This is a genomic window from Kribbella shirazensis (genome assembly GCF_011761605.1).
Classification (GTDB): domain Bacteria; phylum Actinomycetota; class Actinomycetes; order Propionibacteriales; family Kribbellaceae; genus Kribbella; species Kribbella shirazensis.
The window spans coordinates 7018244-7030889 of record NZ_JAASRO010000001.1 but is presented as its reverse complement, the minus strand read 5'-3'; the positions used below and the strand labels follow the sequence as shown (position 1 = coordinate 7030889).

The 12646-nt window shown below is 70.0% G+C and carries 9 protein-coding genes; 6 read left to right on the top strand and 3 right to left on the bottom strand.

All coding sequences use genetic code 11. The features are described from left to right. Positions 1 to 268 precede the first annotated feature (268 nt). Both BJY22_RS43150 and BJY22_RS42060 read left to right on the top strand, forming a co-directional pair. Positions 269 to 709 carry a ComEA family DNA-binding protein gene (locus BJY22_RS43150; protein ID WP_337759715.1) on the top strand — a complete coding sequence of 147 codons (441 nt, stop codon included), beginning with the start codon at positions 269 to 271 and terminating at the stop codon, positions 707 to 709. Between the two features lie 463 nt (positions 710 to 1172). After that, positions 1173 to 3383 (top strand): ComEC/Rec2 family competence protein, encoded by a 2211-nt coding sequence (locus BJY22_RS42060; RefSeq protein ID WP_337759714.1) that lies wholly within the window; start codon positions 1173 to 1175, stop codon positions 3381 to 3383. Here the strand turns inward: BJY22_RS42060 and BJY22_RS33590 are convergent. Next, complete coding sequence (locus BJY22_RS33590; protein WP_167215058.1) at positions 3373 to 3984, bottom strand: isochorismatase family protein; 612 nt, start codon at positions 3982 to 3984, stop codon at positions 3373 to 3375. The two genes, BJY22_RS42060 and BJY22_RS33590, sit on opposite strands and share 11 nt — an antisense overlap. Here BJY22_RS33590 and holA point away from each other — a divergent pair. Beyond that, complete coding sequence (holA, locus tag BJY22_RS33585) at positions 3983 to 5038, top strand: DNA polymerase III subunit delta (protein ID WP_202891375.1); 1056 nt, start codon at positions 3983 to 3985, stop codon at positions 5036 to 5038. The two genes, BJY22_RS33590 and holA, sit on opposite strands and share 2 nt — an antisense overlap. Here the strand turns inward: holA and BJY22_RS33580 are convergent. Together BJY22_RS33580 and rpsT are read right to left on the bottom strand one after the other, a co-directional pair. Further along, positions 5013 to 5339 (bottom strand): hypothetical protein, encoded by a 327-nt coding sequence (locus BJY22_RS33580; RefSeq protein WP_167215055.1) that lies wholly within the window; start codon positions 5337 to 5339, stop codon positions 5013 to 5015. The genes holA and BJY22_RS33580 overlap by 26 nt on opposite strands. Before the next feature lie 134 nt (positions 5340 to 5473). Next, positions 5474 to 5734: a 30S ribosomal protein S20 gene (rpsT, locus tag BJY22_RS33575; RefSeq protein WP_141859325.1), complete on the bottom strand. Its 261-nt coding sequence runs from the start codon at positions 5732 to 5734 to the stop codon at positions 5474 to 5476. A gap of 652 nt (positions 5735 to 6386) precedes the next feature. Between rpsT and BJY22_RS33570 the strand changes: the two genes are divergently transcribed. From BJY22_RS33570 to BJY22_RS33560, 3 genes are all read left to right on the top strand, one after another. Continuing rightward, entirely contained in the window at positions 6387 to 8078 is a 1692-nt protein-coding gene (locus BJY22_RS33570; RefSeq protein WP_167215052.1) for a ricin-type beta-trefoil lectin domain protein, read from the top strand. Between the two features lie 158 nt (positions 8079 to 8236). Then, the gene (locus BJY22_RS42675) at positions 8237 to 9340 is read left to right on the top strand and encodes a collagen-like triple helix repeat-containing protein (protein ID WP_167215049.1); all 1104 of its coding nucleotides are present in this window, start codon (positions 8237 to 8239) and stop codon (positions 9338 to 9340) included. Between the two features lie 279 nt (positions 9341 to 9619). After that, positions 9620 to 12613: a S8 family serine peptidase gene (locus BJY22_RS33560; RefSeq protein ID WP_167215046.1), complete on the top strand. Its 2994-nt coding sequence runs from the start codon at positions 9620 to 9622 to the stop codon at positions 12611 to 12613. Positions 12614 to 12646: the final 33 nt, after the last annotated feature.

The following is a 12646-nucleotide window of genomic DNA, read 5'->3' as shown; positions in this document are numbered from 1 at the left end:
CCGCTGGACCCTCACCCCACGCCACATCGCAGTCCTGGCCGTAGTCCTTGCGATCGGCCTGACCTGGATCGCCTGGACGTTCCTCCGAGCCCGTCCCGAGCCCGTCCCCGAAACCCACCCGACCACCGCAACAACAGGCACGCCCGTAGCCCAACCCACCTCCACCCAACCCCAGGCCGCCTCCGCCCAAACCCAGCCCGGTACGAATCAAACTCCAGGCATCACCCAGCCGCCAGGCGCCGGGTCAGCGTCCGCCCAACCGCGCGTGGTGGTTCACGTCGCCGGAAAGGTCCGCCGCCCCGGCCTGGTCCGCGCGCCGGCCGGCTCCCGCGTCGCCGACGTACTCACCCTGGCCGGTGGCCCACTCCGCGGCGTAGACCTCACCTCCCTCAACCTCGCCCGCCAAGTAACCGACGGCGAACAAATCATCGTCGGCCACCCCGCCACGTCCCCGCCCACCAACCAAGCACCATCGACCACCGCACCCAGCCCGACGACAACCCCGGGCACCCCCGGCGCCCCCGTCAACCTCAACACCGCCACCCTCGCCCAACTCGACGCCCTCCCCGGCGTAGGCCCCGTCCTGGCCCAACGCATCCTCGACTACCGCACCCAGAACGGCCCTTTCACCACCATCGACCAACTCCAGGAGGTCCCCGGCGTAGGCCCCAAAAAGTTCGACTCCCTAAAACCCCATGTCCGCACCTGACTCCACTCCCAACCCCACCACCGTGCCCAACCTCAGACCCACCGCCACACCCAACCCCGCGCCTGACCCCAGACCAGGCCTCGCGCCCAACTCCGCGTCCAACCACACGCCCAACCCCGCACCTCGCACTGACTCCGGGGATGCGTCTGAGGCTGAGCGGCTTGATGCGCGGCTGCTCATCCCGGCGGTCGTGGGGTGGCTGACTGCGGCGGTGCTGATTGGGTGCTCGCCACTGGTCGGCGGGCTTGTGTCCGCACTCGCGCTGGTGGTGGCCGCGACGCTTGGACTGCTACTCCGCCACCCGCCCGGCAGGCCGGACCGCGCCCGACTCGCCCACCGCTGGGCGACTGGAAGCTCGGTTGGCCGGACGACTCGCCGCTCGGTTGCCCGGGCGACTGGCGGCTGGGTTGGCCGGGCGAGTGAGGGCGCGACCGGCTGGGTGACTGGTGGCTCGGGTGGCTGGGTGGTTGTTGGGTCGCTGGTTGTTCTCGGTGGGCTCGGGATTGCGGCCGCGCTCCAGAGCGCCACCCTCCGCGCCGGTCCAGTCGACGAACTTGCCGACGGTTCCTCGCCGGTGACCGTCCGGCTGAGGATCGACGGCGATCCCTTGCTTCGGCAGAGCACGACCAGCAGGCGGCCGCCGTACGTGGTGGTCAGGGCAACGATCGAGGAGGTGCGCAGTCATACCGGCGCCGGACACCTGAGGACTGTTCGGGTTCGTACGCCGGTGCTCGTCGTGGGGACTGCGAAGTGGGCAACCGTCAGATACGGCCAGCACGTCAACGCGAACGGCAGGCTCGAGCGGGCCGACAACGGGTCCGAGATCGCCGCGATGCTCTCGACCCGATCTCCGCCGCGGCCGGTCGACGAGCCGCCGTGGTGGTTGCGTGCGGCCGAGCAGGTCCGCGCCGGGCTGCGGGAATCGGTGGCGAACGAGCCGGAGGATGTGCGCGGCCTCGTACCGGCGTTGGTGATGGGCGACGTCTCCGGAGTCTCGACCGAGTTGAACGCGGACTTCCAGACCACGGGCCTGACCCATCTGGCGGCCGTCTCGGGGACGAACCTCACGCTCCTGCTCGCTTTCGTGCTCCCACTGGCGCGGATGGCTGGAGTCCGGGCGCGCGGTCTGACGGTGGTCGGTGTGATGACGGTCGTCGTGTTCATCGTTCTCGCCCGCCCGCAGCCGAGCGTCCTCCGTGCAGCCGCGATGGGTCTGGTCGCCATGCTGGCGATGACCAGTGGCGGAACGCGCCGCCGCGCCGTACGCAGTCTGTCGGTCGCGGTGATCGTGCTCCTGCTGCTCGACACGTCGCTGGCGCGGTCGGCCGGGTTCGCGCTGTCGGTGCTGGCGACCGCGGGCATCGTTCTGCTCGGCCCCGGTTGGCGAGACGCGCTGGCGCGATGGCTTCCCGGCTGGCTGGCTGACGCGATCTCGTGTCCGCTCGCTGCTCAGCTGGCCTGTACGCCGGTGGTGGCGTGGCTCTCGGGCGAGGTGTCGCTAGTGGCCGTCGCCGCGAATCTGTTGGCCGGGCCAACAGTCGGTCCGACGACCATCCTCGGGTTCATCGCGGCGGGGGTCGCGTTGGTGAGCACCGAGGCGGCGCAGCGTGTCGGTTGGGCCGCCGGTTGGCCCGCGCGCTGGATCATCCTTGTCGCTCGTGAAGGCGCTGACCTCCCTGGCGCCGCGGACGCCTGGCCGGCCACGGTGGTCGGCGTGGCAGTGCTGACGTTGCTCTGCCTGGCGCTCGTACTCGGTCTCCATCGCATCCTGGCCCGTCCGATCGCCATGATCGTCGCGGTGGTCGTGCTGGCGGTCGTCGTACTGCGGCCCGTCGGGTCGTTCGGGTGGCCGCCCGACGATTGGCTGTTCGTCGCATGCGATGTGGGGCAGGGAGACGGGCTGGTCCTGCGGGCCGGAGAGGGTACGGCGGTGGTCGTCGACACCGGGCCTGATCCGGCCGCGATGGATCGATGCCTGAAGGATCTCGGGATCGAGCACATCCCGGTTGTCGTGCTGAGCCATTTCCACGCCGATCATGTCGGCGGGCTGGCCGGCGTACTGAACGGTCGGCGGGTGGACGAGATCGAGGTGACGCCGTACTTCTCGCCGCGGGCCGAGTACGACCGCGTGCTCGAGTTCGCGGATCGGCACGGGGCCGGCGTGCGTACGGTCGCCTTCCACGAGGAGCGTGTGGTGGGGCGGGTGAGTTGGACGACATTGTGGCCGGCGAAGGTCCCGGCCCTGCCTGCGGCGGGTACGTCGTCGGCGACGTCCTCCGACGAAGGATCGCCGGAGAACAACGCCAGCATCACCATGATGGTCGAGCTCGACGGTCTCCGGATCCTGCTCACCGGCGACCTGGAACCCGAGGCCCAGCGGGCTGTCCTCGCGTCAGGCGCTGATCTGCGTGCCGACGTGCTGAAGGTCCCGCATCACGGCTCGGCGCAGCAGGATCCCGGGTTCATCGCTGCCGTCAACGCTCGCCTGGCGCTCATCTCCGCCGGACGGGACAACGATTACGGCCACCCGGCTCCGAGAACGCTGGACCTCCTGTCCCACAACGCGATCCGAACCGCCACCACCAACGTGAGCGGACCCCTCGTAGTCACCAACACCGACAACCACCTGGCCCTGACCGTCCACCCACGCCCGGACGAGGGGACTAGAAGATGACGGATGACGTCGGGGAGGTGATGTCGGGCTGGTCGCCGAGGGCCCAGGCGGCTACTCGGGAGACGACGTGGGCCGGGATCTTGTCGGCGACACCCGGGACCGCGGGTACGTCGTACGTGCCATGGGCGTCGAACGGGAGGACGACGCGGTACCCGCGGGCAAGGGCAGTCTTGGCGGTCGCCTGCACGCACATCTCCGACATGACGCCACAGATGGCAAGGGACCGTACGCCGGCCGACACCAGCACCTCCCCGAGCGGTGTCGCGTCGAAGCCGTCGTCGCGTGGCTTCCGGATCACGTGTTCGCGCGGACCGGGCTTCACCTGCAGGTACAGCTCCCAGCCGGGCGTCCCGGGGTCGTCGTCCGCGCCGGGCGGGCCGTCGTTCTGCAGATGTACGACGACTGCGCCGGCGGCGCGTGCCCGGTCCAGCAGTTCGCCGACCCGGTCCAGGAGTTGCGCCGCACCCGGCACCGCGTCGGTTCCAGAGGCCCCAGACGACCCGGAGGATCCGGAGTGTTCGCCCGGGCGATGGACGAAGGCGGTCTGCATGTCCACCACGATCAGGGCGTCGCAGGCCGGCGTACCGGTGGGTGAGGTCATGGACCCCATCCTGGAGGGTTCGGTGCGGGTACGCACCCGGATTGTCGGGGCGGCGTGGGATGCTGACGTGGTGGCTGCTCGTAAAGGTTCTGCGCCGAAGCTCGGTGATGTCCTGCTGGTGACCGGTGCCGAGTCGTTCCTGGCCGACCGGGCGGTGCGGTCCGCGATCGCGGCGGTGTCCAAGAACGGTGCCGACATCGAGGTGACCGATCTCGACGCGTCGGCGCTGGACGTCGGCGTGTTCGCGGAGCTGACCGGGCCGTCGTTGTTCGCGACCGAGCGGGTCCTGGTGATGCGCTCCCTCGAGAATCTGCCGGGCGAGATGGCGCCGCACCTGATCGAGTACGCCGGCGCACCGTCGGACGACGTACTGGTCGTGCTGGTGCACTCCGGTGGGCAGAAGGGGAAGGGCGTCCTCGACAAGTTGCGAAAGGCATCGGTCAACGAGGTCGTCGCGACGGCGCCGAAGGCGTGGGAGCTGCCGCAGTTCGTGGCGGGGGAGATCCGGCTGCTCGGCGGGACGATCGACGAGGGGGCGGCGTCGGCGCTGGTCGATGCGGTCGGCCACGATCTGCGGGCGCTGGCCGGGGCGTGTTCGCAGCTGGTGTCGGATTCGGGTGGCCAGGCAGTGACGTCGCAGCTGATCGGGCAGTACTTCGGGGGGCGTGCGGAGGTCACGAGCTTCGCGGTCGCGGACGCGGCGATCGCCGGGCGGACGGAGCCGGCCCTGGAACAGCTCCGGTGGGCGCTGGACTGCGGGGTCGCGCCGGTGCTGGTGACGAGCGCGATGGCGGGCGGACTGCGCGGGCTGGCGAAGTTCACGAGCGCGCCGAGTGGGATGCGGGACGCGGATCTGGCGCGGGAGGTCGGTGTGCCGCCGTGGAAGCTCAAGCAGCTCAAGCAGCAGTCACGCGGGTGGACGCCTGGCGGGCTGGCGACCGCGATCAAGGCCGTCGCCCAGGCCGACGCGGACGTGAAGGGCGCCTCGGGCGACGCCGGCTACGCCCTCGAACGCATGGTGCTCACCATCACCCGAGCCCACGGCCGCCGCTGACCGCACAACCGCCCACGCGGTGACCCGAGCCCACGGTCGCCGGTGAGCGCGCAGCCGGCGGTTCGGTGTTCAGTCGCAGCTTCTGCTCGGCCAGCTTGACCGAGCCCGCCGACGCGATCAGCGTGCGCGAGGGCGGCTGCTGCACTCGCGGCTGAGCCAGCGGCATCCCGACGGCGGTCGCCTGCGGGAGCGTCGTTGTCGTTCCGGCGTACTCCGCATCGCCCTCGTGCTGAGGCGCCGTACCGAATGCCCCACGCGGTGGCCCGAGCTCACGGCCGCCGGTGAGCGCGCAATCGCCCACGCGGGCGGGCCTGAAGGTGGGCCGGGTGAATCCCGGGCATGGGAAAGCTGGATCTGGGCATGCGAAAACGATCGGCCGGTCCTGGGGGACAGGCCGATCGTTCGGTGGGCTGCGTCAGGGACGCAGACCGGGTGTCAGAGGGAGGCGGCCTTCTTGAAGATCGCCGACTTGCGGTTCGCCGCCTGGTTGGCGTGAATGACGCCCTTGCTGACGGCCTTGTCGAGCAGGCGACCGGCCTTGCGGGCGGTCTCGTTGGCCTTCTCGGCCTCGCCGGCCTCGACGGCCTCGTGGAAGCGGCGAACAGCCGTCTTGAGGGTCGACTTCACCGACTTGTTGCGAAGTCGCGCAGCCTCGTTCTGGCGGTTGCGCTTGATCTGGGACTTGATGTTCGCCACGGAGCAGAGCCTCGATCAGGAGTATGCGGTCATTACAGGAACGTGTTGCGTGCACGGGTGAGTACCAACGCACACGCGCGAACAGACAGATTACCAAGAACTGCCTCCCACCACCAATCCACCACCCGGCCGCGCCCGCCGCCTGACGCTCATCACCAACACTGCCGAACATCCCTTTGCCTCGCCCGGCCCGCCGGCCGACGGTTGCCCCAGCGTCGCCGCCCACCCACCAGTCCTCCGGCTGCGGAGTCAGGTGGGTGCTTTCGCGGATGGTCACGTGGGGTGGCCTTGGAAGGCGCCGAGCAGGCGGTCGACGGCGAGGTCGGCGATCTGGGTCTTGTCGGGGTGACGGTGACGAGGGCGGGGTGCTGAGCGTCGCCTCGGCCCTGGCGTGCATCGCTCCGGACATCGCCGCGTAGCCGTTGACGGCGTTCGAGACCGTCCGGATCGGCACCTCGGGGCGTTCGGCGACATCCCGCAAGGTGGCCCTGGTCAAGCGGTCCCTCCTGGTTGGGCGTCGCGGCGAAAATTACCGCGCAGTCGCCATTGCATCGTTGAAATGGCCGCGCCAAGATGCCTTGCAACGATGCAAGCGGTCGGTCAACCCCAACTGCACCGGCCGCGCCTCCCCGCCCAGAGAGGAACCAGATCCATGCTGAAACAGCTGCGACGCGTGTCGAGGACTGCTTTCCGTACGACGCTCGCCGCCGTCGTCGTCGCGACCGTCTGCCTGGCGGGTGGTACGCCGCAGGCGGCCGGCGCACCCGGCGCGACCACCACACCGAGTGAGGCGACTGTTCCAGCCGAGCAGGCTGCAGTCGAGCGGGGCGAGGTCCAGTCCGCTGAGCAGCACGCGGCAGCTGCGGACGGGGCCGGCGGCACGCTGCTGCGGGACGGGGCCGGGCTGTACCCCCGCCTGATCCGCCTGCAGCACAACGGCCCGGCCAACGGCCGGGTGCTGGCCAGCGTCGTCACGTTCGTCGGCAACGGTGACGGGCTCGGCGCGATCTACGAGAGCACCGACGACGGCGCCAGCTTCCGCCAGGTCGGTTCGGTCGCCGACCCCGAGTCGGCCGACGGCCAAGGGCTGTGCTGCGCCACGCTGTATGAGCTGCCGCAACCGGTCGGCCAGCTTCCGGCCGGGACGCTCCTGTGGGCCGCGTCGGTCGGCGCCTCCGACCGCCCGATGTCGCTGCGGATCTGGCGCAGCAACGACCTCGGCCGCAGCTGGTCCTACCTGTCCAGTTGCGCGGACGCGGTGAATCTGCGTGGTCTGTGGGAGCCGGAGTTCTCCATCGCGGCCGACGGGCAGCTCGTCTGTCACTACGCCGACGAGACCGACCCGGCGCAGAACCAGAAGCTGATGGAGGTCCGCTCGGTCGACGGCATCCGCTGGACCGATCGACGGGCGACGGTGACCAGCGACGACGCCCGGCACCGCCCGGGGATGCCGGTGGTCCGCAAGCTGCCGAACGGCACCTACTTCCTGACGTACGAGATCTGCGCGCTGGGCGGCCAGTACGACTGCGCCGTGTTCTATCGCACCTCCCGCGACGGGTGGAACTGGGGCGACCCGAAGGACCGCGGCATCTTCCCGCGGACCGCCGACGGCAAGTACTTCACCCACACCCCGACTGTCGCCTGGAGCGCCAACGAGGGCGACCGGGACGGCAAGCTGTTGCTGATCGGGCAGATCCTTCACAACACCGACGGTACTGTTGCTGATGGCAACGGACGGACGATCTTCGTGAACACCGAGAACGGCGTCGGTCCCTGGTACGAGATCGCCGCGCCGGTCGAGGTGCCGAACCCGTACAACAACTTCTGCCCGAACTACAGTTCGCCGCTGCTCGCGTCCGAGGACGGCCGGCGGGTGATCGAGATCGCGAGCGCCTGGGCCGCCGACGGCGAGTGCAAGGCGTACTTCGACAGCGGGTCAAGCATCGGCACCGGCGACGACACCGGAGTCCGCGACGGCGCCACGTCGCACCTGACCAGCGTCGCCACCGCTGCCTGCTTGGGTGCCGACACCACCGGTCGAGCGATTCAGGTGAGCTGCGACCAAGCGTCGGCACAGCGCTGGCAGTTGGACGAGGTCAGCGACCGCTCGTACGTCGTCCGCGGTAGCGACAACACCTGCCTCAAGAACAGCGGGCGGATGGAACGCTGCGACACAGGCGCAGGTCGGACCTGGCAGCTGAGCAACGCCGGTCTCGGTTACTACCAGCTCAAGGCGGATGGACGATGCGTCACCGCTCACGGCTCGGCGGCCCACCCGGGGCCCGTGACGGTCGAGGCCTGCGACAACCGCCAGCATCAGATCTGGAAGGCGACGTTGGCCTGACCTCTGGTCAGTCCCCCTCCTCTTGGAGCACGCTGTACGCCGTACTGCCCCGCCGGCCCGCTGTGTGTCGCCGCCCTGAAGGCTGACTTCAGGGCGAGCGGACGATCGGCTGACAAGGCCGGCCCGGGCGGAGTGCTCAGGGGGAGAGGGGACAGAGCATGAGGTTCTCGTGGGGGTCACGGGCGCTGGTGATCGGACTGGGCAGTCTGCTGGTAATGAGTACGGCCGCCGCCGACACACCGGCCGACCGGATCGAGGCTTGCGTCCAGGAGGCGACAGGAGCCGTCCGCGTCGTACCGGCCGGGCAGGAGTGCCGCGCCAGCGAGACGCGCCTGACGTGGAACCGCACCGGTCCGGCGGGGCCCCAGGGGCCCGCCGGACCGGCAGGCGCACAAGGAGAGGTCGGGCCACAAGGCCCGGCAGGACCGCAAGGACCCAAGGGCGACCCTGGTCCCGGTGCCGTCGACGACCTCGACAAGGGTTCGTTCGCCCTGTTCGTCGACGGCAGCTTCATCGGCAGCTCCAGCCGGTTGGAGGGATGCACGATCCAGCGAGACCTGATCGAGTATGCCGCGGGCGACGGGGAGCGCCGGCTCCTTCCCGGAAGAAGCCGGGTTCTTCCCTGCACGGTGGAACTTCCGCTCCCGTCGCCGTCGTCCGGCTTCTGGGCCTGGCTGACCTCCCCGGCGCAGCACGACTTCCTGGTTGAGCACCACGACGTCTCCACCGGTACGACCGGCAGCGCCACGATCGTCTCCGGTGCGGTGGTCGCCTCGCTCCGCGTCCCGGCGAAGGGGCGTCTCCAGTTGACCGTTCGTGGCAGCGCCATCCGAACGGCCGCTGCGCTGCCGCCGCCCGCAGACAGCGCCCCGGACATCGAGGGCGCCCAGGTGCAGCTCGGCGGTGTACTGGTGTCCGACGCTCCCGGCGATCTCGTCCTCGAGCGGAACATCGTGGAGCATCGCGAGACGGGTCCGGGTGGAGAGGAGATCGTCCGGCTGGTCCCTGGCGCGTACACGATGAAGTCGGCAACTGTCCGGACCACCGCGAACACCCCGTCGGCGCAAACCGTCGAGGCCTGGATGGGCCGCACCGACGCACGGCCGATCGCGGTCGTCGCCGCGGGCGCCGGTCGCGCAGTACGGATCGCGCTCTCCGGCTGCCTCTGGGACCGCGAGATCGATCCCCAGCCGAGAAGCGACGGCCGCCGTGGCTGGAGTTACCGCTGCCCGACCAGTGACCTGACCTTCACACCGTCCTGACTCGCGTTGACCACAGGACCTATGTGACAGCGGGGCCCCGGGCAACGGCATACTCGGGCCCCGTGACGGCGATCACCACCGCGGCGATCGCATTACTCGTCCTCGCCGGTCTGATCACCCGTCTCGTCGTGCGGAGGTGGTAAGCCGGTTTTCCCTTGCACCTGGTTCGATACGCGTGACACTGTCGGCGCCGGGCGGCATACTCGGGCTCCGTGACGCCCGGGCGCCGGGACGTCCGCGAGCCAAGGCTCCATCGCTCCGTCCGCCTGGAGGAACTTCGTGACCCGCAAACGCCCGGCGATCGTCGTCGCCACCGCACTGATCGCCGCCTGCGCCGGCGTGCCCGTGCTGGTGAACGCCGCGAACGCCAGTCAGCCGACCCCGACGACCGCCGTTCCGGAGGTGAAGCGCTCCGCCACCGGCTCGTACATCGTCCAACTCGACGACTCCCCGGTCACGGAGTACGACGGCGGCATCGCCGGCCTCGCCGCCACCAAGGTCGTCCCGGGCGGCAAGCTGCTGAAGACCGCGGCGCCCGTCGTCGACTACGTCCGGCACCTCGCCGGCGAGCGCGACCGGGTCCTCGCCAAGGTCCCCGGCGTCACGAAGCTCTACGACTACAGCTACACGTACGCCGGCTTCTCCGCCGAGATGTCGTACGACGACGCGGTCAAGCTGGCCAAGTCGTCGGGCGTGAAGAGCGTCGAGCCGAGCGAGCTGCAGCACGCGGACACCGTCGACACCCCGCGCTTCCTCGGCCTGTCCGGCAGGGGCGGCGCGTGGCAGCAGGCGGGTGGCATCGACAGGGCCGGCGACGGTGTGATCGTCGGCGTCATCGACTCCGGCTACGTCCCGGAGCGGCCGAGTTTCGCGCCGATCCAGACCACCAAGCAGTCCGACGCGATCGTCGCCAAGAAGTGGAAGGGCACCTGCCAGACCGGCGAGGAGGCGCCCGTCGCCTGCAACAACAAGGTGATCGGCGCCCGGTACTTCGACAAGGGCATCGGCAACCGCCCGATCCCGGAGGAGTTCAAGTCGCCCCGTGACTACGGCGGCCACGGCACTCACACCGCCAGCACCGCGGCCGGCAACCACGGCGTCGAGATGAGCGTCCTGGGCCGCGACTACGGCAAGGGCTCCGGTATGGCGCCGCACGCCCGCCTGGCGATCTACAAGGCGCTGTGGGCGGTCGACGCGAGCGGTGGCGGCAGCGGTACCGACGCCGACCTCGTGGCCGCGATCGATGCCGCGGTGTCCGACGGCGTGGACGTCATCAACTACTCGATCTCCGGCAGCGGATCGACGTACGTGAACGCCACCGGCCTCGCGTTCCTGCGGGCGGCCAAGGCGGGCGTGTTCGTCGCGACCAGCGCCGGCAACACCGGTCCGGGCGACGCGACCGTCGGCAAGACATACCCCTGGGTCACGTCGGTTGCCAACGGCACCCATGACCGCGACATCCAGACCACGGTGACGCTCGGGAACGGCAAGGCGTACACCGGCGCGGGCATCGGGAACGGCACGCCGGCGACGCCGGTGGTCCTGGCGAAGGACGCCGGCCTCGCCGGCGCCGACCCGGCCGCCCTCACCCTGTGCCAGCCGGGCATGCTCGACCCGGCGAAGGTCACGGGCAAGATCGTCGCCTGCGACCGCGGCGGGAACGCCCGCGTCGACAAGAGCCTGCAGGTGAAGAACGCCGGCGGTGTCGGCATGATCCTGCTCAACATCACCCCGGGCACGCTCGACGCCGACCTGCACTCGGTCCCGACCGTCCACCTCGACGACAAGGTCGCGCCGGAGGTCAAGGCGTACGTCAGCGGCACCGCGAGCCCGACCGCGGCCATCGGCGCCGGTACGCCGGTGAAGGTCAACGCGCCGAAGGTCGCCGGCTCCTCCAGCCGCGGACCGTCCCCGGCCGGTAACGGCGACCTGCTCAAGCCCGACATCATGGCGCCGGGCACGAACGTCCTGGCCGCGACGACCGCGTTCAGCGCGGGCGGCGGCGAGTACGCCTTCATGAGCGGTACGTCGATGTCCACGCCGCACATCGCCGGCATCGCGGCCGTCCTGAAGAGCAAGCACCCGACCTGGTCCCCGATGGCGATCAAGTCCGCGATGATGACGACCGCGACCGACAAGGACGCCAGCGGCAAGGCGATCCAGAACGACTCCGGTTCGCAGGCCACCCCGTTCGGGTACGGCGCCGGCCAGGTGCGGCCGAAGTACGGCATGGACCCCGGCCTCGTCTACGACTCGACGTACACGGACTGGACGAAGTTCGTCTGCGGCTCCGGTCAGGTACCGAGCAACCACGCGCTGTGCGCGAACGGCAAGATCGACCTGAGCGACCTCAACTACCCGACGATCGCGATCGGCGACCTGGCCGGCCGGCAGACCGTCACCCGGACCGTGACGAACGTCGGCACGCTGCCCGAGGTCTACTTCCCGAAGGTCGAGGGCCTCAAGGGGCTCAAGGTGACCGTCTCGCCGCGGATCCTGGTCACGCTCCCCGGCCAGAGCACGACGTACAAGGTCACGATCGAGAACGACGGCGCTCCGCTGGAGCAGTACTCGTTCGGCAAGCTGATCTGGACGTCGGCGAAGCACTCGGTCGCCAGCACCCTCGCGATCAAGCCGCTGACCGTGAAGGCGCCCGTCCAGGTCAACGGCACCGGGACCAGCGGCTCCGTGCAGGTGCCGGTCACGGCCGGGTACGCCGGGACGCTCAACACCACCGCGGTCGGTCTGGACGCGGCGAAGGTCGGCGAGGCCGCGCTGAAGAACCCGGGGGGCGTGTCGTTCCCGACGACTGCCCCGAAGGTCAACGACCACGTCGCGAAGTTCACCGTGGACGTCCCGGCAGGTACGACGTACGCGCGCTTCTCCACGTTCGACGCCGACTACCCGGCCGGTACCGACCTGGACGTGTTCGTCTACAAGGCGGGTACGAACACGCTGCTCGGTAGCAGCACCGGTGGCTCGGCCGAGGAAGTGGTGAACCTGCCGCGGCCGGCAGGTGGTCAGGTGGATGTGTACGTCGACCTGTACGCCGGAGCGAACGAGCAGCAGGTGAAGCTCAACCACTGGGAGCTGCAGAAGGCTGCCGGCAACCTGACCGTCACACCGGCCAGCCAGCCGGTGACGGTGGCCGGGCAGGTCAATGTCACTGCCACCTGGACCGGCCTGACCGCCGGCACCCGGTACCTCGGCCAGCTGCACTTCTCTGATGGCGCGGACGGCTCCGGCTCGACAGTGGTCCGAGTAGACAGCTGAAACAACGAAGAGGGCGTCCCGGCACACACCGGG

What these genes read in the sequence shown, in the direction of transcription:
- holA (WP_202891375.1), top strand. Translation starts at nt 3,983, where the DNA reads ATGGACCCCATCCTGGAGGGTTCGGTGCGGGTACGCACCCGGATTGTC.
- BJY22_RS33590 (WP_167215058.1), bottom strand. Translation starts at nt 3,984, where the DNA reads ATGACCTCACCCACCGGTACGCCGGCCTGCGACGCCCTGATCGTGGTG.
- BJY22_RS33570 (WP_167215052.1), top strand. Translation starts at nt 6,387, where the DNA reads ATGCTGAAACAGCTGCGACGCGTGTCGAGGACTGCTTTCCGTACGACG.
- BJY22_RS42675 (WP_167215049.1), top strand. Translation starts at nt 8,237, where the DNA reads ATGAGGTTCTCGTGGGGGTCACGGGCGCTGGTGATCGGACTGGGCAGT.